19 protein-coding genes are annotated in these 20,053 nt (G+C 62.6%); 12 read left to right on the forward strand and 7 right to left on the reverse strand.

From position 1 onward, the window contains the following. Positions 1-49: 49 nt before the first annotated feature. From AC07RO_RS16790 to AC07RO_RS16815, 6 genes are all read right to left on the reverse strand, one after another. A complete protein-coding gene (locus tag AC07RO_RS16790) occupies positions 50-1,060 on the reverse strand; it encodes an ABC transporter ATP-binding protein (protein ID WP_495086607.1) in 1,011 nt (336 codons plus the stop codon). Further along, positions 1,050-2,051: an ABC transporter ATP-binding protein gene (locus AC07RO_RS16795; protein WP_495086623.1), complete on the reverse strand. Its 1,002-nt coding sequence runs from the start codon at positions 2,049-2,051 to the stop codon at positions 1,050-1,052. Before AC07RO_RS16795 ends, AC07RO_RS16790 begins: the two co-directional genes overlap by 11 nt. A 26-nt stretch (positions 2,052-2,077) precedes the next feature. Beyond that, positions 2,078-2,998: an ABC transporter permease gene (locus AC07RO_RS16800; protein ID WP_495086608.1), complete on the reverse strand. Its 921-nt coding sequence runs from the start codon at positions 2,996-2,998 to the stop codon at positions 2,078-2,080. After that, complete coding sequence (locus AC07RO_RS16805; protein ID WP_495086609.1) at positions 2,995-3,969, reverse strand: ABC transporter permease; 975 nt, start codon at positions 3,967-3,969, stop codon at positions 2,995-2,997. Before AC07RO_RS16805 ends, AC07RO_RS16800 begins: the two co-directional genes overlap by 4 nt. Then, positions 3,966-5,426: an NAD(P)-binding domain-containing protein gene (locus tag AC07RO_RS16810; protein WP_495086610.1), complete on the reverse strand. Its 1,461-nt coding sequence runs from the start codon at positions 5,424-5,426 to the stop codon at positions 3,966-3,968. The genes AC07RO_RS16805 and AC07RO_RS16810 overlap by 4 nt, the downstream gene beginning before the upstream one ends. A gap of 673 nt (positions 5,427-6,099) precedes the next feature. Continuing rightward, positions 6,100-7,050, reverse strand: coding sequence for a LysR family transcriptional regulator (locus AC07RO_RS16815; RefSeq protein WP_282371382.1), 951 nt, complete (start codon positions 7,048-7,050; stop codon positions 6,100-6,102). Between the two features lie 294 nt (positions 7,051-7,344). Between AC07RO_RS16815 and AC07RO_RS16820 the strand changes: the two genes are divergently transcribed. From AC07RO_RS16820 to AC07RO_RS16870, 11 genes are all read left to right on the forward strand, one after another. After that, positions 7,345-8,700 (forward strand): iron-containing redox enzyme family protein, encoded by a 1,356-nt coding sequence (locus AC07RO_RS16820; RefSeq protein ID WP_495086611.1) that lies wholly within the window; start codon positions 7,345-7,347, stop codon positions 8,698-8,700. Between the two features lie 41 nt (positions 8,701-8,741). Then, positions 8,742-9,683 carry a methyltransferase gene (locus AC07RO_RS16825; RefSeq protein ID WP_495086624.1) on the forward strand — a complete coding sequence of 314 codons (942 nt, stop codon included), beginning with the start codon at positions 8,742-8,744 and terminating at the stop codon, positions 9,681-9,683. Then, a complete protein-coding gene (locus AC07RO_RS16830) occupies positions 9,683-9,997 on the forward strand; it encodes a hypothetical protein (protein ID WP_495086625.1) in 315 nt (104 codons plus the stop codon). The genes AC07RO_RS16825 and AC07RO_RS16830 overlap by 1 nt, the downstream gene beginning before the upstream one ends. 138 nt (positions 9,998-10,135) lie before the next feature. Next, complete coding sequence (locus AC07RO_RS16835; protein WP_495086612.1) at positions 10,136-10,651, forward strand: DUF4142 domain-containing protein; 516 nt, start codon at positions 10,136-10,138, stop codon at positions 10,649-10,651. A 134-nt stretch (positions 10,652-10,785) separates the two neighbouring features. Further along, entirely contained in the window at positions 10,786-11,028 is a 243-nt protein-coding gene (locus AC07RO_RS16840; RefSeq protein ID WP_192172498.1) for a hypothetical protein, read from the forward strand. A gap of 253 nt (positions 11,029-11,281) precedes the next feature. Beyond that, complete coding sequence (gene ligD, locus AC07RO_RS16845; protein WP_495086613.1) at positions 11,282-13,942, forward strand: DNA ligase D; 2,661 nt, start codon at positions 11,282-11,284, stop codon at positions 13,940-13,942. 415 nt (positions 13,943-14,357) lie between these two features. Further along, complete coding sequence (locus AC07RO_RS16850; RefSeq protein ID WP_192172496.1) at positions 14,358-15,599, forward strand: zinc-dependent alcohol dehydrogenase; 1,242 nt, start codon at positions 14,358-14,360, stop codon at positions 15,597-15,599. 25 nt (positions 15,600-15,624) lie between these two features. Continuing rightward, positions 15,625-15,843, forward strand: a complete 219-nt coding sequence (locus AC07RO_RS16855; RefSeq protein ID WP_282371371.1) for a PLD nuclease N-terminal domain-containing protein — start codon at positions 15,625-15,627, stop codon at positions 15,841-15,843. Positions 15,844-16,135: 292 nt separating this feature from the next. Beyond that, entirely contained in the window at positions 16,136-16,900 is a 765-nt protein-coding gene (locus AC07RO_RS16860) for a hypothetical protein (RefSeq protein WP_495086614.1), read from the forward strand. Continuing rightward, positions 16,900-17,331, forward strand: coding sequence for a phage holin family protein (locus tag AC07RO_RS16865; protein ID WP_192172493.1), 432 nt, complete (start codon positions 16,900-16,902; stop codon positions 17,329-17,331). Before AC07RO_RS16860 ends, AC07RO_RS16865 begins: the two co-directional genes overlap by 1 nt. Continuing rightward, the gene (locus AC07RO_RS16870; protein WP_495086615.1) at positions 17,328-18,167 is read left to right on the forward strand and encodes a DUF3618 domain-containing protein; all 840 of its coding nucleotides are present in this window, start codon (positions 17,328-17,330) and stop codon (positions 18,165-18,167) included. Before AC07RO_RS16865 ends, AC07RO_RS16870 begins: the two co-directional genes overlap by 4 nt. A gap of 96 nt (positions 18,168-18,263) precedes the next feature. On the opposite strand, the gene AC07RO_RS16875 is transcribed toward AC07RO_RS16870, so the two are convergent. Further along, on the reverse strand, positions 18,264-19,121 hold the full coding sequence (locus tag AC07RO_RS16875; protein ID WP_346628960.1) for an SDR family oxidoreductase: 858 nt from the start codon (positions 19,119-19,121) through the stop codon (positions 18,264-18,266). A gap of 443 nt (positions 19,122-19,564) precedes the next feature. Here AC07RO_RS16875 and AC07RO_RS16880 point away from each other — a divergent pair, with 443 nt between their 5' ends. Beyond that, positions 19,565-19,945, forward strand: a complete 381-nt coding sequence (locus AC07RO_RS16880) for a RidA family protein (RefSeq protein WP_346625690.1) — start codon at positions 19,565-19,567, stop codon at positions 19,943-19,945. The last annotated feature ends 108 nt before the right edge of the window (positions 19,946-20,053 follow it).

Below are 20,053 nucleotides of genomic sequence, written 5' to 3' on the forward strand. Positions count from 1 at the left end.
TTCCTTGTACGCAATGGCTGGGATTCAGGACGCGCTTCGAGGGGCGCGCTCATGACAGATCGTTGAGGTGACACGCACTCAGGTGGTTCGGCGAAACCTCCCTCAGGGCCGGAACTTCCTCGCGGCAGCGCGCCGTGGCATGCGGGCAGCGAGGGTGGAAATGACACCCGGCGGGCGGGTTCAGCGGGCTGGGGATTTCCCCTTTGATCGCGTCATAACGGGTACTGCGGACATCGAAACGCGGGATCTGCGCCAACAGCGCCTGGGTGTAGGGGTGATTGGCGCGGGCGAACAGGTCATCGACCGAGGCGCTTTCCACCACCCGGCCGAGGTACATGACCACCACGCGATCGCACAGGTGCTCGACCACGCCCAGGTCATGGCTGATGAACAGATAGGTCAGCCCCAGTTCGTCGCGCAGGTCCATGAACAGGTTGAGGATCTGCGCCTGAATCGACACGTCCAGCGCCGCCACGGACTCGTCGCAGACCAGCAGTTCAGGCTGCACCGCCAGCGCCCGGGCGATGCCGATGCGCTGGCGCTGGCCGCCGCTGAACTGGTGCGGATAACGCTGGCGCAGTTGCGGGCTGAGCCCGGCGCGCTGCAATTGCGCGCTGACGTAATCGTCGAAACCGGCCTTATCAGTCAGCCCGTGCAACAGCGCGCCCTCGCCGACGATGCGGTCCACCCGCAGGCGCGGGTTCAGGCTCGACGACGGGTCCTGGAAAATCATCTGCACTTTCAAACGTACGGCGTGGCGCTCTTGCTGGGTCAGGCTGTCCCGCGCCTGACCGTCCACCAGCGCGGTGCCCGACGACACCGGCAACAGCCCCGCGACCATGCGACCGAGGGTGGACTTGCCGCAGCCGGACTCGCCAACCAGCCCCACCACTTCGCCGCGCTGAATGCGCAGATCCACCTTGTCGACGGCGTGGGTCACCGGCCGTGGACGGGTAACGTGCAGGCGTTGCAGCAGACGCTGAATGGAGCTGTCCGCCGCTGTGCCGAAGGTTTTACTGACCTGGCGCAGCTCGATGAGCGGGGTGGATTCACTGCGCATCGGCGGCTCCGGGATGAAAACAACGGACGGTCTGGCCCGGCGCAATCTCGCGCTCGGCCGGTTCTTGAGCGCAGACCGACGAGGCGCGCGAGCAGCGCGCGGCAAAGGCGCAACCGGTCGGCATCGACAACAGGTCCGGGGCCATACCGGGGATCTGCCGCAGGCGCTGGCCGCGCTTGTTGCGGCTCGGCAGGCTGTCGATCAGGCCCTGGGTGTAAGGGTGTTGCGGACGGTCGAGCACATCGGCCACCGAACCCTGCTCGACGATGCGCCCGGCGTACATCACCGCCACGTCATCGGCCAGGCCGGCGACCACCGACAGGTCATGGGTGATCCAGATCAGCGAGGTGCCCTGCTCGCGCACCAGCTTCTGCACCTCGCTGAGGATCTGCGCCTGAATGGTCACGTCCAGCGCCGTGGTCGGCTCGTCGGCGATGATCAGATCCGGCGAATGCAGCAGGGCAATGGCAATCGCCACCCGCTGGCGCATGCCGCCGGACAACTGATGGGGGTAGGCACGCAGGCGTTCTTCCGGACTGGGAATGCCCATCAGCGCCAGGGTTCGGCCGGCATGGGCGCGGGCTTCGCGCTTGCTGACGACACGATGGGCACGGACCGCCTCGATCATTTGCGTGTCGACCCGCAGCACCGGGTTCAGGGTCATCATCGGGTCCTGAAAGATCATCGCGATGCGGTTGCCCTGCAGTTCCCGCAAGTCCGCCGCGATGAGCTGGGTCAGGTCGCGCCCCTTGAAGAGCACTTGACCGCCGCTGATCCGGCCGGGCCCATCGACCAGACCAAGGATGGAAAAGCCGGTCACCGACTTGCCCGAACCGGACTCCCCCACCAGACCGAGAATGCGCCCCGGCGCGACCCGCAATGACACATTCCGCACCGCCGGCAGCACGCCCGCGCGGGTGTAGAACGAGGTGCACAGATTGCGCACCTCCAGGGTCGGCATTGGCGTTGGCGTTTGTGTGGGCGTGGACATGGCCGCCGCATTGCGTTCTGGCAGGCTCATCGCAGCAACCTCGGGTTGAGGACGTCACGCAGACGGTCGCCCACCAGATTGATCGCGACGATGGTGATCAACAGCGCCAGGCCGGGAAACAGGCTGATCCAGTACTCGTTGCTAAGCATGTATTGAAAGCCGTTGGCGATCAGCAACCCCAGTGAAGGCTCGGTGACCGGCACGCCCATGCCGAGGAACGACAGGGTCGCTTCCAGCGTGATGGCCCGGGCAATCTGCAGCGCGCCGATGACGATCAACGGCGGCAGGCAGTTGGGCAGAATGTGGCCGACGACAATGCGCCACGGTCCGATGCCCTGGCCGCGGGCGGCATCCACGTATTCGCGGCGGCTTTCGGTCAGGGCCTGACCCCGCGCCGTGCGGGCGTAATACGCCCACTCCAGCAGGATCAGCGTGAGCATGACGTTGCCGACGCCCTTGCCCAGCCACGCCAGAATCATCAGCGCCATGAGAATCACCGGGAACGACAGCAGCAGGTCCACCAGGCGCATCAGCAAGGCGTCGAGCCAGCCGCCGACGTAGGCCGAGACCAATCCGACCAGGGTGCCGATGACTGCCGCGATCAGCGCCGAACCGATGCCGACCCACAGGCTGATGCGCAGCCCATACAGGATCGCCGACACCAGATCGCGGCCCTGTCCATCGGTGCCCAGCCAATAGGTGTAACCGCTGTCCACATTGGCGCTGCCGGGTGCGAGCCGCGCATCCAGCACGTTCAGTTGCATGAGGTCGTAGGGGTTTTGCACCACGATCCACGGCGCCAGCACCGCCACCAGCACGATCAGCACAAGCACCAGCAAGCCAACGATGGCAGTGGGCGAACTGATGAATTCGACGGCGACCCGGCACCAGGGTGATTGCGCCTGCAGGCCAACATGGGACGGGACCGGTTTGGAAGCGGCGTTCATCGCGAGCCCCCCACGCGCACCCGGGGATCGAGCAGGTAATACAGGCCATCAACGATCAGGTTAAGCACCACGAATATCACCACCACGACCATTAGATAAGCCACCACCACCGGGCGATCGAGCATGTTGATGCTGTCCAGAATCAGCTTGCCGGCACCAGGCCAGGAAAAAATGCTCTCGGTGACTACGGCGTAGGCGATGGTTGAGCCCAGTTCCATGGCCAGCACCGTCACCACCGGAATCATGGTGTTGCGCATGACGTGCATGCACATCACCCGCATCGGCGAGAGGCCTTTGGCCCGGGCGAATTTGACGAACTCCTGGGGCAGCACTTCGCGCACACCGGCGCGGGTCAGGCGCAGCACCAGCGAGATTTTGAACAGCGCCAGATTCAACGCCGGGAGCAGCAGGTGTTGCAGGCCGTCGAGGGTCAACCACGACCACTGCACGCCAAACAGCTCGCGGGTTTCGCCGCGACCACTGGCCGGCAGCCAGCCGAGCTTGATCGAGAACAGCATGATCATCATGAGCGCCACCCAGAACGCCGGCAGCGAGAAGCCGACGATGCTGGCGGCCATCATCATTCGCGACAGCGGGTGATCCGGGTAGGTGCCGGCAAACATACCCAAGGGCACGCCGATTACCACGGCGAGAAACAACGCGCAGAACGCCAGTTCGAAGGTCGCCGGCAAGCGCTGCAGAATCAGGCGCATGGCGTCCTCGTGGTAGACGAAGCTCTGGCCGAGATTGCCGTGCACCGCGCCCTTGATAAAAATCAGGTACTGCTCCCACAGCGGCTTGTCGAGACCGAGGTGGGCGATGGCTTGCAAGCGCTCGGCCTGATTGAGGTCTTCGCCCACCAGAATGTCCATCGGGTTGCCGATGGCGTTGAGGCCGACGAACACCACCAGCGTCATCAGCAACACGACCAGAAAGGACTGAGTCAGTCGCCGCAGCGTCCAGCCGATCATCGAAGCAACTCGTCAGCGGTCGGTTGTCCGGCCACCCACTCATCGCCGAACAGCTCGGGGTCGGCGTAGTTGCGCATCGCTTCGAAGTGCAGCTCGACGTCCTCGACGAACAGCTGGCCGATCAGCGCCTGGGCCAGCCGCTTGGCGCCTTCGCTGATGGCCGGGATGTCGCCGGACACCGCGCCGAAGCTCAACGCTGCCGGGTAACTGAAGCAGTGAATATGGTCCAGGCCGGGACAGGCGCCGGGGGTCTTTTCCTGAAACTCGAAGCACGTGCCCAGATCGGGCAGCTCCGCCAACTCGGCGTCGCTCTCCCCTGCGGGCGGCTGAAAGCGGTCGCGCCAGACACGGACGTGGGAGGCAAAGGGTGCGAATTCCGGGCGCTGCTGAAAGTGGGTGCGGAAACCGGTGGCGAACACCACAAAGTCGGCCTCGATGCGTGCGGTCGGGGTGTTTAGCCACACGCCGCCGGCGGGGTTCTGCGCGACAGAGGTGACTGGACTGTTGAGCAGAAACCGCGCACGGCCCGACCCGGAGACGCGCAAGGTGCTCCCGCGGGGCGGCGGCACCTGCTGGGTGTTGAGATAATTGCGGATGCGCCACTTCCAGGCATCCGGCAGACGCCAGTAGCCGTGGGTCATGCCCGGGTTGCCAGCGCCTTTGCCCTTGTTGATGCGCGGCAATTCGGCACGGCGGATCAGCAGGTCCACCTTGCTCGCGCCCGATTCGAGGGCGGTGGCGGCGCTGTCCATGGCCGATGCACCGCCGCCGATCACGGCCACGCGCTTGCCCTCGAACCACGCAGGCTGGAGGCCATCAGCCGAATGGGCCCAGAGATGGCGTGCCAGGGTGTGGGCGAAATCAGGGACCCACGGCCCGCCAAGGCCGTCCCGTCCGGTGGCCAGAACCACGTGACGGGCGCGCAAATGCAGGGTGTGCCCGGCGGTTTCGACGTCCAGCTCGACCAGCCCGTCGGCACGGGGCGCCACATGGCTGACCCGGTGTTCGTTGCGTACGTCCAGCGTCAGGACCTTGCGGTACCAGCGCAGGTATTCAGCCCATTGCAGACGCGGAATCTTGTCCAGCGCCGCCCAGCCTTCGCTGCCGAACTGCGCCTCGTACCACGCGCGGAACGTCAACGCCGGCAAGCCCAGGGCCGGGCCGGTAAGTTGTTTGGGCGAGCGCAGGGTTTCCATGCGCGCGGTGGTCGCCCACGGACCTTCGAAACCGGCTGGCGCCTGATCGAACACCACTGCCGCCACGCCTGCATGCTTAAGCTCCGCCGCCAGTGCCAGGCCGGCCATGCCGCCGCCGATGATCGCCACGTCCAGCACCGGCGCGCCTTCGCTGAATAGGGGTTTGACCCATGGGCTGGCCGGCAGATCGAGCCAGGTCAGGTCCTGTCGCAGACGGCTTTCCAGTGCGGCAAGACCTGAGGGAATCAGCGTGTCAGACATCGGGAGTACTCGGGAGTCGATCGGGCAATGCTTGATTTCGAATTCAAGAAACGTTCCAAAACTGTCTAATAATGAATTCATGGATGCTATGAATGCTTAATCCGAATACTAAAAGCCGCTCCTTATTCTCGCAACGCGCAAAAAAGCATATCGATATAGCTAAAACGCGGGATGAATGTCAGCTATGCCACCTTCCCGGCTAGAGCCGGTCCCACTAGGGTTTTGTGTCGCTGCGGATTGATGCGCCGAGCGCGGAATTGTGGGACCGGCTTCAGCCGGGAAGAGGCCAATACATCCGCCACACCTGGAGCGCCAATGACGCACCCTTCCCGGCTGAAGCCGGTCCCACTAGGGTTTTGCATCGCTGCAGATTGATGCGCCCAGCGCAGAATTGTAGGACCGGCTTCAGCCGGGAAGAGGCGAGTGAATCGGATACATCTATAGCGCCAATCACGCACCCTTCCCGGCTAAAGCCGGTCCTACAGGGATATGGGTCATTGCGAAATCGCTGCGGCGTACGCGGAATTGTGGGACCGGCTTCAGCCGGGAAGAGGCCAGTGAATCCGATACATCTATAGCGCCAATGACGGCCCCTTCCCGGCTAAAGTCGGTCCCACAAGAAGTGTTCCAACCGCCGCACCTCGGGCGCGGCCGAGATTTCCCTGCGGCTCATCTATTCCGCATAAATGCTCTGCAGCAGCGCATCGTGTGCACTGGCCTCGTGCATGAGCATGTCGGGCAGCAGTTGTCTGGCCGAGCGGGCGATTTCCTCGATCAGTGCCTGGGCAACATCCGACAGCGGGTGGGCGAACGCGGAAATCAGGCCGAAGAAGAAGGGAATGTTGCAAGCGATGGGCCGCACCACCACGCCTTCCACCGGAACACCCATCGCGGTGAACGGGTCCACCAGCGCGATGCCCAGCCCGGCCCGGGCCATCTGCATGGCGATCAGCGAGGTATTGGTGTCGAGCATGCGCGGCGTTCCACCTCCTGCATCGGCAAAGGCCTTGTCGATGCGTCGGCGAAAGCGGTAGGGGTTGGCCATAGTCACCAGCGTTTGCTGAGACAGCAGCTCCATCGACAACACGTCATGACGCGCCAGTTCGGAATCCGCTCGAAGCACAGCCATACAGGGCGCTTCGCCGATCCAGTGGATGTCCAGGCCGCGATGCTCCAGCGGCAGGCTGACCGCGCCCAGGTCCATGGTCTTGGATAACACCGCCTGAACCACGTTCTCCGGCGACATGCTTTGCAGTTGCACCTGCTGCGGCCGCAGATGCTCGGGCAAACGCGCCAGCGCAGCGGGCAGCAGCCCCGCCGCCAGCGCTGAAATCGCCACCAGTTTGATCTGATGGTTTTCCTCCTGGGCGATATGCGCCGCGCGCTGGCGAATGTTGCGGATGCCCAGCAGCGCGCTCTCCACCTCGCCGTACATCATGAACGCCTTGTGGGTCGGCGTGACTTTCGGGCCGCTGCGCTCGAACAACGCGAACCCCAGTTCCTGCTCCAGCTCCTGAATGACCCGCGTCACCGAAGGCTGCGAGCGGCCCAGCATCTTGCCGGCGGCAGTGACGCTCCCTGCGGACATCACCGCCGCAAATGCTTCCAGTTGACGCAGATCCATAAACAGAGCCTTACCACGGGGTTAATGAAGACAGCGCGCAACCAGCGAGGCAGCGGGTTCGCGAGTGGCCGAAGTCTACACGGTGAGGCGAAAACGGCGCGAGGTCGTCTACCCGACCCTCGGCGCCGGTGCCCGTCCTTGTACGATCCTGACTTCAGTGATCGTCATTTGAGTACAGATCCCGGCCATTCATCCGCCACGGGTGTCGATCATCGACTGCCCTGCAACTCGATGGAATTTTCGCGAACCCCCTCCCTCTGAACCTACATATCAAGAAAAGTCAGCAGGCTACCCATGACCTCTTTACAGCTTCTTTCCGAGCGTTCTGCCACGGCGCATTTATCCAGCGGCGCCCACCACTCGCTGTACTCCCGTCTGCTGCGCGGACAGGTGGAAGCCGAGCGGGACAACGCCCGTGAGTTCCTCCAGGAGCAACTGGAGGTCGCGAAGACGCTGCCGTCCAACCTGCCTGCTGACCTGAATGATCTGTCGTCATGGGTGGCCAATAACAGTCATTCAGTGGCCGAGCAATATCGCGTCTATCTGGAGGAACGCCGCGCCGGCGGGCCCCGCAAGTTCTTCACCAATAAAGCCCACGCCCTGTTCTTCCTGCAAAGCGTTGCACCGAGCAAGCTGGTGGACGGCGCCTGGCTGTACGGCACGGTGAAGCATGCCAATGACTGGCGCTATCACGGCCTGATCCGCACCTACCTCGAAGAGCTGGGCGACGGTGAGCCTGCACTGAACCACGTGGTGCTGTACCGCAACCTGCTCACCGAACACGACTGCGCACCCATCGCGCAGCTGGACGACTCGTTGTATTTGCAGGGCGCCATTCAACTGGGTCTCGGCCACTTGAGCGACGAGTTCCTGCCAGAAGTGCTGGGCTACAACCTCGGCTACGAACAACTGCCGCTGCACCTGCTGATCACCGCCTTCGAGCTGAGTGAGCTGGGCATCGACCCGTATTACTTCACCCTGCACGTGACCATCGACAACGCCAGCTCGGGCCACGCCCACAAGGCGGTACAGGCCGTACTGGATCTGTTGCCGAACGACGACAGCAAGGATGAATTTCTTCAGCGTCTGCGCGCAGGCTACCTGCTCAATGATCTGGGCATTGGTTCGACCGACATCGTCCGCGCGTTCGATCTGGAAGAAGAAGTGGTCTCGATGCTGGAGACCAAAAGCACCTTCGGCCAGCACATGCATTCGGACTATTGCCGCCTCGAAGGTCGCACGATCAATGACTGGCTCGCCACTCCTGGCCAGAGCCGTCAGTTGCTGAGTGCGCTGGAAGATCGCGGCTGGATCAAGCGCAATCAAGACCCGCAGGACAGCCGCTTCTGGCAACTGATCGACGGCCCCGGCGCGGTGATGTTCGGCGTGTTCAGCGGTTATGAAATGCAACTGCTGAAGGACTGGATCGCCGGTGACTGGCAGGCCTCCGAGCAGAGCAACCCGTTCCGCACTCGCTTTCGTCGCCGCCACGTGGCCGCAAACGACGTCGCACAGCCGCGCAACGGCCCTTCCCTGCCGCTGGAGAAACTGGTTGAGCTGATCGCTCCCGATTCCCATCCAACGCCGGAAGGTCTGGCAGCCACCCGAATCTATGCCCGCCAGTTGGCGCAAGGAAGCCTGACACGATGAACCAGCAGACATTGCTCGAGCCGACATTCGATACCCCGGAAATGACCGACGAAAGCCACGACCTCGCGCTGCTGCAGTTGGGCCAACGCCTGCAGGCTGATCACTATCGTTTCATGACGGTCACACCGCTGACCCATCAGCGCGTCAACGGACGTGAGCAGAACCGTAAAGCCCGTAGCCTTCGCGACGTTTTCGGCTGGAGCCGCCCTTTCGAAACCGGCCTGCTGGACGAAGCCGAGCTCGAAACTTTGCTCGCCGCCGGTGTACTCCGTGCCCATGCCGGCCTGTGGGTCAGCGACGTGCGTTGGTCGAGCCTCGACGATTTGCTGTTCGTCCACTCCGCCTTCCCCACCGTGGCCCACGATTCGGTGTTCTTCGGACCCGACACCTATCGCTTCGCCCAGGCCATCGAGGAGCATTTGCGCACCTCGACTCACCCGATCCGCACCGCCGTCGACATCGGCTGCGGCAGTGGCGTCGGCGCGATTTTGATCGGCCGTGCCCGTCGGGATGCCAGCGTGCTGGCCGTGGACATCAACCCCACTGCGTTGCGCTTTACCGCGGTCAACGCGTCGCTGGCCAAGGCCGATAACGTGGTCGCCTACCACAGCGACATTCTGGCGGGCACCACGGGCGAGTTTGACTTGATCGTCGCCAACCCGCCTTACATGAAAGACAGTCAGGAACGCGCCTACCGCCATGGTGGCGATCAGCTGGGTTCGGAGCTTTCGGTGCGCATTATGGCCCAAGCCATCGAGCGACTGGCCCCGGGCGGCAGCGTCTTGTTGTACACCGGCGCTCCCTCGGTGGACGGCGTTGACCTCTTCCTTGAGCAGGCGCGCAAGCTTGTCGATCGTCCTGACCTCGCCTGGTCCTATCGCGAGATGGACCCTGACGTGTTCGGTGAAGAACTGGAAACCGAGACCTATCAGGAAGCTGACCGCATTGCCGCCGTGGTGCTGACGGTGACGCGGATCCAGTGATCTATCCGACCACCCCGGATGGCCGCTATTTCGTGGTCAAGGGCCAACTGTGGCGCTGCAGCAACCCGGCCCTTGGCGAAGAAGAGCGGCAGCAGTGGGTCAACGCGCTGATGAAGGCCCGCCAAGCGGTCAAAGCCGCCAAGCGCGCCGAAGATGCTAACGCGCTCAAGGCGGCTCGCGCTTCGGTCAATGCGGCAAAGATCGCACTGGGTGAGCGCGGTCCGGTGTGGTGGTCGGACGGTGCAGCAGATTTCAATCGCTACAAGGCTGTGAATACGCCCTATCGGAACTGGTTCGAGTCACTGCAACAGTGAGCGGCTGCTGACGCCAGACTTGCAACACATGACCTGACAGCGGCGCGTTATCAAATTCTCTGAACGATTAACGCGTTCATTGCGTCGGAATAAGTACGGGCACTCAAGCCACGTCAAGGACAGAAGAGGAACTTCACTATGGCAAAGCTCATTCAGACTTCCGCACTCGCATTGTTGATGGCCATCGGTAGCCAAGGCGCTTTCGCTGCCCAGGACAATGACGACTTCGTTGAAGATGCATCCGCCAAAGGTGTGGCTGAAGTCGAAGCCGGCAAACTCGCGCTGGAAAAAGGCACTTCTGCGGATGTCAAAGCGTTCGCGGAAATGATGGTCAAAGACCACACCGCCGCCAATACCAAACTCAAAGGCATCGCTGACACCAAGAAGCTGGAAGTCTCTGACAACGCCATGCTGATGGACAAAGCGAAAGCGATGATTCTGGAATTGCGCAGCTCGAAGTCGTTCGATCAGGCGTATGCGAACAACCAGGTGGTTGCCCACGAACAAACTATTGCGCTGTTCAAGAAAGAAGCCGCTGAAGGTAAGGACGCTGATCTGAAAGCGTTCGCGACGGCGACTCTGCCTAAGCTGGAAGAGCACCTGACCCACGCCAAGGCCTTGGCCAAAGCACATGGCGGTGACGCTGCCAAATAATTCGGACGGTGCCTGTTAAAGGCTAATTCGAACATTTAGTTGAGAGAGGCAGGGTTTAGAGACCCTGCCTTTTTCATATCTGTCAGAGTGTCTTCATGGGACATACGCCCGCCCCTTAGTACGTGAGGCCCGACATGAGCAATGCAACCCGCAATCAAATGGCTGTTGTCCTGAACCAACTCAACGAACTTCGCGGCAGCGTGAACGAACTGTTCCGCCTTGAGCTGTCCGAGGTCACCGAGCTGACCGGGCACCAGACGGTGGACGACAAGCAGAGCATCGCCCAGTGCTTCGCCACGCTGGAGGCCTCCATCGTCGACATGGAGCAGACCTTGGCGATGCTGGCGGAAGCGACCGAGCAGCGTGGGGCTGTTTGACCTGCTCCCCTTATTTTATTTTGCAGTGTCAGCGCCGACTATTTTGCAGTGTCAGCGCCGACGCTTTCCCGGCTAAAGCCCGTCCTACTATGGAAACGCGATCCTTTAGTGGGCCCGGCTTTAGCCGGGAAGAGGCCCGTCCAGGCGCCATCATGTTTGCGGGTGTAGGGAGACGATCGCTCCCACTCTGGAACTCCGCCCTCGCCGCGAACTCTGCGTTTAACAGACACATGCCGCAGGGTGAGGGATTTCCATGAGCGCCGGACTGGACGAATACAACCGCAAGCGAGATTTCGACGCGACGCCTGAGCCCTCAGGCAGCACGAAGAAGAAACGCACTTCGAGCAAAAAGTCAGCGCACGCCCTTCAGTTCTGCATCCAGAAGCATGATGCCTCCCGCCTGCATTACGACTTCCGCCTCGAAATCGATGGCAGCCTGAAAAGCTGGGCCGTGCCCAAGGGCCCTTCGCTGGACCCCAAAGCCAAGCGCCTGGCGGTCCATGTGGAAGACCACCCCGTCGAATACGCCACCTTCGAGGGCAGCATTCCCGAAGGGCATTACGGTGCAGGCGACGTCATCGTCTGGGACCGCGGCGTGTGGACGCCCCTCTCCGACCCCGCCGACGCCTACGCCAAGGGCAAACTCAAATTTGAATTGCAGGGCGAGAAGCTCGGCGGCGTGTGGAACCTGGTCAAGACGCACATTCCCGGCAAGCAGGAGCAGTGGTTTCTGATCAAGCATCAGGACGAATTCGCCCGACCGGAAGCCGACTACGACGTGGTCAAGTCGCTGCCCGACAGCGTGCTCAGCGAGCGCACCCTGATCCCGAAAAAACGTGGCGGCAAGTCGACCGCGTCCAGGTTGGCAAAGCCCCGGCCTGAACAGCCGAAGCCCGTAGAGAAGGTCCCTGCCCCGCGCAAGAAATCCGCCAAGGCGCAGCTGGTGGGCGCTGAACCTGCAGAACTCCCGGACCTCATCAAGCCGGAACTGGCCACGCTGGTGGAGTCCGCCCCCGAAGGCGACTGGCGCTACGAGATCAAATTCGATGGCTACCGGGTCATGGCGCGGGTCGCCGACGGCAAGGTGCAGCTGTTCACCCGCAACGGCCATGACTGGACCCATAAACTGCCGCGCCAGGCCGAAGCCATCGCCGGGCTGGGCCTTGAGTCGGCCTGGCTCGACGGCGAGATGGTCGTCGCCAACGACGACGGCGTGCCTGACTTCCAGGCCCTGCAGAACGCCTTCGAGGCCGGCCGCAGCGGCAACATCATTTATTACCTGTTCGACATGCCTTTCCTGAACGGCATGGACCTGCGGGAAGTGCCGGTGGAGCAGCGACGCACCGCGCTGTCCAAGGTGCTCGAACGCACCGACGACGAGGTGCTCAGGTACTCCGAAGACTTCGCCGAAGTGCCGGAAGTCCTGCTTAACAGCGCCTGCCAGATGAAGATGGAAGGCCTGATCGGCAAGCGCGCCGGCAGCCCCTACGTGTCACGCCGCAGCGGCGACTGGATCAAGCTCAAGTGCAAACGCCGCCAGGAATTCATCGTCGTGGGCTACACCGATCCGAAAGGCGCGCGCAGCAAATTCGGCGCGTTATTGCTAGGTTTGCACGATGCCGACAGCGGTGAATTGAGGTACGCCGGCAAGGTGGGCACCGGTTTCAACGAAGCGACATTGGGCACGATCTACGACCAGTTGACCCCGCTCCACGGGAAGAAGGCTGCGGTGGTCAATCCGCCCACCGGCTTTGAAGCCAAAGGCGTGCACTGGCTGAAACCGGTGCTGCTGGCTGAAGTGGCCTTCGCCGAGATCACCAAAGAGGGATCGGTGCGGCACGCAGTGTTCCATGGCCTGCGCACCGACAAGCCTGCCGAATCGATCACCGAAGAGCTTCCGGCTCCGGCGGTTTCTGCCGAGCAAACCTCCGAGCCAGAAGAGAACCCAAAGCCAGCGCGCAAACGCGCAACAGCATCCAGGGCGGCCAAGTCCGAAGAAAGCCGGCCTGGATCAGCAGCGACCACCGACGCCACAACGGGCAAGATCCGCCTGACCCACCCCGAGCGGGTGATCGACCCTACCAGCGGCGCGACCAAGCGTGACCTCGCCGATTACTACATCCGTATTTCCGAGTGGCTCCTGCCGCAACTGGCCCAACGCCCCGTGGCGTTGGTGCGTGCGCCCGAGGGCATCGGCGGCGAGCTGTTCTTCCAGAAAAACGCCGACCGCCTGGCCATCCCCGGCATCGAGACCATGGGCAAGGAATACACCGGCCACCCCGTGATGCTGATCAACAACATCGAGGCGCTGATCGGTGCGGTGCAGATGAGCGCCATGGAGCTGCACACCTGGAACGCCGTTGCCAAGAATCTGGAGCGGCCGGACCGCTTCATTCTCGACCTCGACCCTGACCCGGCGCTGCCCTGGAAAACCATGGTGGAAGCCACGCAGCTGACCCTCGCCGTGCTGGATGAACTGGGGCTCAAATCGTTCCTGAAAACCAGCGGCGGCAAGGGCATTCATGTGGTCGTGCCGCTCACGCCGAAAGCCGACTGGGACGCCGTGAAGGAGTTCAGCCACGCCATTGTCAAGCACATCGCCAGGCTGCTGCCGGAGCGGTTTTCGGCGGTGTCGGGGCCGAAGAACCGGATTGGCAAGATCTTCATCGATTACCTGCGCAACGGCCTCGGCGCCACCACCATTTGCGCCTACTCGGTGCGCACCCGGGATGGCCTGCCGGTGTCGGTGCCGATCCATCGCGAAGAGCTGCTGGAGATCAAAGGCGCCAACGCCTGGGACATCAACACCGTCCACGAACGCCTTGCCGAACTCGACAGCGACCCGTGGGCGGACTTGAGCAAAACCCGGCAGACCATCACGGCGGAGATGCGCAAGCGGGTTGGCCTCAATTAGCCCCGCCGCGCGCACTCCGTTGTGAGGCCGCGATCACAGAGTGGGACCGCGTGTTCATTGCAGGACCGGCTTTAGCCGGGAAGGCGTCGGCAGTCACACTGCAGAACTGATGGCGCTCACACCGGCCTCTTCCCGTCTGAAGCCGGTCCTACTAATCGACCGCGTGCTCATGGTAGGACCGGCTTTAGCCGGGAAGGCGTCGGTAGTCACACTGCAGAACTGATGGCGCACACACCGGCCTCTTCCCGGCTAAAGCCGGTCCCACCAAAGCAACGCGTTTCAGCAGCGGGACCGTGATCACATAGTGGCCCCGCACGCACCGCTAATCCCCCACCGCTGCAAAGTCCTGAACTAAACCCCCCGCCGCCTGCTCCGCTACTTAGTTGCCCCTAATTAATCGCGGAGAAAAATCACAATGAGAGCACTTACCTACCACGGCGCCCATGACGTCAAAGTCGACACCGTTGCCGATCCGGTCCTCGAACAAGCTGACGACATCATCCTGCGCGTGACCGCCACGGCCATCTGCGGCTCCGACCTGCACCTGTATCGCGGCAAAATTCCCACCGTTGAACACGGCGATATCTTCGGCCATGAATTCATGGGCATCGTTGAAGACACCGGCTCAGCCGTAACCGCCGTGCAGCGCGGCGACCGGGTCGTGATCCCCTTCGTCATTGCCTGCGGCGAATGCTTCTTCTGCAACCTGGACCTGTACGCCGCCTGTGAAACCACCAACACCGGTCGCGGCGCGATCATGAACAAGAAGGCCATTCCACCGGGGGCGGCGCTGTTTGGCTTCAGCCACTTGTACGGCGGCATCCCCGGCGGCCAGGCCGAATACGTGCGCGTGCCCAAAGCCAACACCGGCCCGTTCAAGGTCCCCGGCACGCTGTCGGACGAGAAAGTGCTGTTCCTCTCCGACATCCTGCCCACCGGTTATCAGGCGGTCCTGAACACCGGCATCGGCCAGGGTTCGAGCATCGCCATCTACGGCGCAGGACCCGTAGGTCTGATGGCGGCGGCCGTGGCCCGGATGCTTGGCGCCGATCAGATTTTCATGGTCGACCACCACGCTTACCGGCTGGCATACGCCCAGGCGACCTACGGCGTGATCCCGATCAACTTCGATGAAGATGACGATCCGGCCGACACCATCATTCGTCAGACCAAAGGCATGCGCGGCGTCGACGGCGTGGTCGATGCGGTGGGTTTCGAAGCCAAAGGCAGCACCACCGAAACCATTCTGACCAACCTGAAAATGGAAGGCAGCAGCGGCAAGGCCTTGCGCCAGTGCATCGCAGCAGTACGCCGTGGCGGCGTGGTCAGCGTGCCGGGTGTGTACGCCGGCTTCATCCACGGTTTCCTGTTCGGCGATGCGTTCGACAAGGGCCTGACTTTTAAAATGGGCCAGACCCACGTGCAGCGCTACCTGCCGGAACTGCTCGAGCACATCGAGGCCGGCCGCCTTGCCCCCGAGGCAATCATCAGCCACCGAATGTCGCTGGAGCAGGCCGCCGAGGGCTACAAGATTTTCGACAAGAAACAGGAAGACTGCCGCAAGGTCATCCTGACACCGGGCAGCCCTGAAATCCCTCTGACCGAAACCGAAACCGTGACCCAAACCGGAACCGTCACCGGCATCCCCGCCATGTGATGGCACGCGCACCGAGGACAATGATATGGAAACGCTCTTCTCGATCGCCCTGGCGGTGATCATCCTTCTGGTCGACGTGTGGGCCATCGCCAGTGTCTGGCGCAGCACCAAGTCGTCCGGTACCAAGATCGGTTGGGCGGTGCTGATCTTCATCTTCCCTGTCATCGGTGTCGCCATCTGGGGCATCGCCGGCCCGCGAGGTATCGTCGAAGCACCCACGTCCAAGGCGCACAGCAAGGGCTGAGACACGCCCGTTTTACGGCGCGCGGTCGCAATGACCTCGCGCCGATGCTGCCCTCACCTTCCCCTCGTTTGAATCAATTCACGCCCGAACAGATCGATCATGGCCCCGCCTTTCCAGCGTTCGGATCAACTGCTCGACCGTCCGTCTTCGACCCCGAACTCCCGCTTCCCTAGGCCCCTCCACCCTTACACAGCGTGCAGATTCGCTGCCGCGTGAGATGGCCAGGTGCGCCCGTCCCTGAGTGTGCCTTTGCCCCGAATGATGTCCCGATTGATTTGAGGATGATGATCAAATGCCTACATTCAGCGAAGACACCGCAGGCGCCCAAGCGCGCCCCGCGTCTCCCGGCGAGGCGCTGCACACTCTGCAAGATAATGCGAAAGACCTGCTCGGCACGGCCCGCGAGCACGGCACCGAGCAGTTCGGCAGTTACCGCGACAGCGCCGCCGAGCAAATCGAAAACCTGGCCAAAACAGCGAGCGCTGCGGCTGAAGAGCTACAGGACAAGGACACCCTGGGCATCTCCCATTACATCAGCGACATCGCCGAGAGCCTGAGCGCGTTTGCGACCAGCATGCGCGGCAAAAGCGCCGAGGAGATGCTGCACCAGGCCGGCCGTCTGGCGCGGGAAAACCCTGCGCTGTTCGTGACGGGCAGTGTCGCGGTGGGCTTCGGGCTGTCGCGGTTCCTGCGCGCCAGCAGTCCGGACCTGAACGCCTCAACCTCGTCCCCATCGTCATCCGCCCCTGACTCGCCGCAGTACCCCTCGGTCGACAGCGAGAGCGGCTTCAAGGCAGGCCAGAACGAAGGCCTGAGCGCTCGTCACCCGTACGAAGCGGATACCTCTCGAGGAGTGCCGATCCAGACGCCGGACCCACTGGCCCCGCGCAACCCCACCGCCCAGGGCGCAGCCACCACGGATCTCGACGACGGTGGCGGCATACAGCAATCGGGCGCCGAACTGGGCAGCTTCAACGCAGACCCCGGCACCGCGTCGAGCCCTGCGCACACCTCAACGCCCGCGCCTGACAAGCCTGCGTCCCGGGGAGAATTCTGATGTCGATTAATTCTGAACTTCCCCCACGCAGCACCGGCATCCACAACGGCGACACCGACACATCGGCGCTCGGCATCATCCGCCAGTTGGCCCACGAAGTCCCTGCGCTGATCAGCGAAGAACTCGCGCTGGCCAAAGCCGAAATTCGCACCTCGGTCGCCACGGCCAAAGCCGCGTCTGCCGCCCTCGCCGGGGGCATGGTCATCATGCTGGCGGGATTGGTGATCCTCCTGCTGGCCGCCGTCTATGGGCTGGCGATGGTCCTCGTTCCCTGGCTGGCCGCGCTGATCGTCGGCGTGGTGGCGATGATCGTCGGCTTCCTGATGGTGCAATCCGGCAAGAAACACCTTGAAGCCACCCAACTGGCCCCTGAGCGCACGATGAACTCGCTCAGCAAGGACAAAGAAGCCATTCAGAGGAAAGTCTCATGAGCGTCGACAGCAGCTTTGCCACCGAAGATGAACTGAACCGCGACATCCCCGATCCGCTGCTGGCGAAAAGCCCGGACGCGATCGAGCGCAACATCGATGCGCGCAGGGCCAACATCGAAAACCTCGTCGACGCCCTGGAAAGCAAACTGTCGCCCGGGCAACTGATCGACCAGGCACTGACGTTCACCAAGGAAAACGGCGGCGAGTTTTTCGGCAACCTCGGCACCTCGATCAGGAATAACCCGATGCCGATGCTGCTCACCACGGTGGGCATTTCCTGGTTGATGCTCGGCCAGAATCAAAAGCCCGGCGCCGCGTCCGGCGGCAGCGGCGCTTCGATGTTCGGCCAGTGGGGCGAGAAGCTCAGCGGTGCAGCCCACAGCGTGAGCGAATCATTCAGCGGCGCGACGGATCACGCACGGGAATCGGCGCATCAAGCCAGCGACAAGGTCGGGCAGTTCGGGGAATCCGCCAGTCAAACGCTGGACGATCTGAAGCAGCAGGCCAGCGAAAAAACAGCCGCGATGAAAGACACCCTGTCGTCCACCGCGAGCAATGCCCAGGAAGCGGTTCTGCGTCAGAGCCGAAATGTACAGGGCACCTTCCACTACCTGCTGCGCGAACAGCCGTTGGCGCTTGCCGCCATGGGCATCGCGCTGGGGGCGGCCCTGGGTGCTGCGCTGCCAAGCACCGAGAAAGAAAACAAGGCGTTCGGCAAGGCCAGCGACAACCTCACCCAGAAAGCCAGGGCGACGGTGAGCGAGACATGGGAAACAGTGTCCGACGCGGGCAAGAACATGGCCGATGATCTGAAGAGCACCGCCAAGGGGGTCTGACAACGCAGGGTACGCAGGACGAAAAAAGGGGCTGCGTTGGCAGCCCCTTTTCATGCGCACTACCCGCCGTGCGCGTATGCCCAGCGTTTGCAATCCTTACAGGATCGGCTTGCCGCCGGTCACGCCATAACGTGTCCCCGAGATGTAACTGCCTTCGTCGGAGCCCAGCAGCACATAGATCGGCGAGACTTCAACCGGCTGACCCGGCCGCCCAAGTGGGGTTTCTTCGCCGAAGCTTTTCACGTCTTCGTCAGTCATGGTCGACACGATCAACGGCGTCCAGATCGGGCCGGGCGCGACGCTGTTCACGCGAATGCCGCGTTCACCCAACAACTGCGCCAGGCCGGCGGTGAAGTTGGCGATGGCGCCTTTGGTGGCGGCATAGGGCAGCAGCGTCGGCTTCGGCGAATCCGAATTGACCGAGCTGGTGTTGATGATCGAACTGCCCGCGGCCATGTGGGGCACTGCGGCCTTGCAGATGCGAAACATCGCGGTGATGTTGATATCAAAGGTCTTCACCCACTCCTCGTCGGGGATTTCTTCGAGGGTTTTGTGGGACATCTGAAAGGCAGCGTTATTGACCAGCACGTCGATTCGGCCGAATTTCTTCACCGTCTCGTCTACAATCGCCAGGCACTGGGCCTTCTCGGCCAGATCGCCCGGCAGCAGCAGGCACTGACGGCCCGCCTCCTCCACCCAGCGTGCGGTTTCCTTAGCGTCTTCGTGCTCGTCGAGGTAGGAAATCGCCACGTCGGCGCCTTCGCGAGCGTAGGCAATTGCCACTGCGCGACCGATGCCGCTGTCACCGCCGGTGATCAGCGCAATTTTGTTGCTCATGCGGCCCGAGCCTTTGTAGCTGGTCTCACCGCAATCCGGGTATGGCTCCATTCGGCTCTGATCGCCAGGCACTGTTTGCTGCTGAGGCTTGAACGGCGGTTTCGGGTAATCAGTCATGGGGCTCTCCTTGAAATAGTCCAACGCAAACGGTCAGCGTCAAAAGTGGACTGAAGGCGCGAGGGATGAGTTCGGAGTTTTTTAAAACGGCCTTGCCAGGCGGTTTCATCGAGTACCGATGCGATGTCGATTCTTTCCACATCCGCAACACTGAATTGCTAAATGTTAGCTAGCTAACGGAATCGACCGCTGCTACTTTCAATCACGTTGAATCCGCCGATTTGACAACCCCCCCGGAGCCGCCTTCGCGTCAGAGATAACGTGAGGGCGGCTCGCTTTTTTGTGCCGGCCCCTGGCACATCGGTATCAGGAATTGATCGCAAGCCAGGCCCACATGGCCCGCCGAAACACCGTCAGGCCTCCCCTTTCCCTTCCGAGTCGGACATCATGAGCGTCGGCCGTTTCCTGGCCCGTCATCCACACACTCGTAGAAGAGAGCTCCCATGGCAAACCACGACATCACCTTCACGCCGGATCCCGACGCCGATTCCATCTCCTCGGACGTCGCCGGCTTTGGCGGTCTGCTGGTGTCCACGCAGATCCCCACGCGCGCCGACGGCACTCTGGAACTGGGCGGTATCGTCGAGCAGAGCGAATGCACGCTGCAGGCGCTGAAAGTGGCGCTGGAGCGGGCCGGCAGTTCCATGGACCGCGTGTTGCACCTGACCATCTACCTCACCGACATGGCCGATCGCGCCGCTTTCAACGACGTCTATAAGCGCTTTTTCGCCAAACCCTGGCCGGTGCGCGCGGCGGTTGGCGTCGCTGCCCTGGCCGTCGAAGGCATGCGCGTGGAAGTCACGGCGATGGCCGCCAAGGCCTGATCCCGCGGGTTTTCCGGCGCCCCGCTCAACAGGCAGGCGCCACCGGGCAGCAGACGGGTGCCGGTCAAGCGTTTCGCCGCTACAATGCGCGCCTTGACCGTGACCGTG

The organism is Pseudomonas sp. GW821-FHT07F05, from assembly GCF_059418765.1.

Excerpts from the sequence above, each read along its gene's own strand:
- AC07RO_RS16800 (WP_495086608.1), bottom strand. The coding sequence starts at position 2,998 with ATGAACGCCGCTTCCAAACCGGTCCCGTCCCATGTTGGCCTGCAGGCG.
- AC07RO_RS16795 (WP_495086623.1), bottom strand. The coding sequence starts at position 2,051 with ATGTCCACGCCCACACAAACGCCAACGCCAATGCCGACCCTGGAGGTG.
- AC07RO_RS16865 (WP_192172493.1), top strand. The coding sequence starts at position 16,900 with ATGTCGATTAATTCTGAACTTCCCCCACGCAGCACCGGCATCCACAAC.
- ligD (WP_495086613.1), top strand. The coding sequence starts at position 11,282 with ATGAGCGCCGGACTGGACGAATACAACCGCAAGCGAGATTTCGACGCG.
- AC07RO_RS16820 (WP_495086611.1), top strand. The coding sequence starts at position 7,345 with ATGACCTCTTTACAGCTTCTTTCCGAGCGTTCTGCCACGGCGCATTTA.
- AC07RO_RS16880 (WP_346625690.1), top strand. The coding sequence starts at position 19,565 with ATGGCAAACCACGACATCACCTTCACGCCGGATCCCGACGCCGATTCC.
- AC07RO_RS16855 (WP_282371371.1), top strand. The coding sequence starts at position 15,625 with ATGGAAACGCTCTTCTCGATCGCCCTGGCGGTGATCATCCTTCTGGTC.
- AC07RO_RS16870 (WP_495086615.1), top strand. The coding sequence starts at position 17,328 with ATGAGCGTCGACAGCAGCTTTGCCACCGAAGATGAACTGAACCGCGAC.
- AC07RO_RS16815 (WP_282371382.1), bottom strand. The coding sequence starts at position 7,050 with ATGGATCTGCGTCAACTGGAAGCATTTGCGGCGGTGATGTCCGCAGGG.
- AC07RO_RS16875 (WP_346628960.1), bottom strand. The coding sequence starts at position 19,121 with ATGACTGATTACCCGAAACCGCCGTTCAAGCCTCAGCAGCAAACAGTG.
- AC07RO_RS16805 (WP_495086609.1), bottom strand. The coding sequence starts at position 3,969 with ATGATCGGCTGGACGCTGCGGCGACTGACTCAGTCCTTTCTGGTCGTG.
- AC07RO_RS16850 (WP_192172496.1), top strand. The coding sequence starts at position 14,358 with ATGAGAGCACTTACCTACCACGGCGCCCATGACGTCAAAGTCGACACC.
- AC07RO_RS16840 (WP_192172498.1), top strand. The coding sequence starts at position 10,786 with ATGAGCAATGCAACCCGCAATCAAATGGCTGTTGTCCTGAACCAACTC.
- AC07RO_RS16790 (WP_495086607.1), bottom strand. The coding sequence starts at position 1,060 with ATGCGCAGTGAATCCACCCCGCTCATCGAGCTGCGCCAGGTCAGTAAA.
- AC07RO_RS16810 (WP_495086610.1), bottom strand. The coding sequence starts at position 5,426 with ATGTCTGACACGCTGATTCCCTCAGGTCTTGCCGCACTGGAAAGCCGT.
- AC07RO_RS16825 (WP_495086624.1), top strand. The coding sequence starts at position 8,742 with ATGACCGACGAAAGCCACGACCTCGCGCTGCTGCAGTTGGGCCAACGC.
- AC07RO_RS16860 (WP_495086614.1), top strand. The coding sequence starts at position 16,136 with ATGCCTACATTCAGCGAAGACACCGCAGGCGCCCAAGCGCGCCCCGCG.
- AC07RO_RS16835 (WP_495086612.1), top strand. The coding sequence starts at position 10,136 with ATGGCAAAGCTCATTCAGACTTCCGCACTCGCATTGTTGATGGCCATC.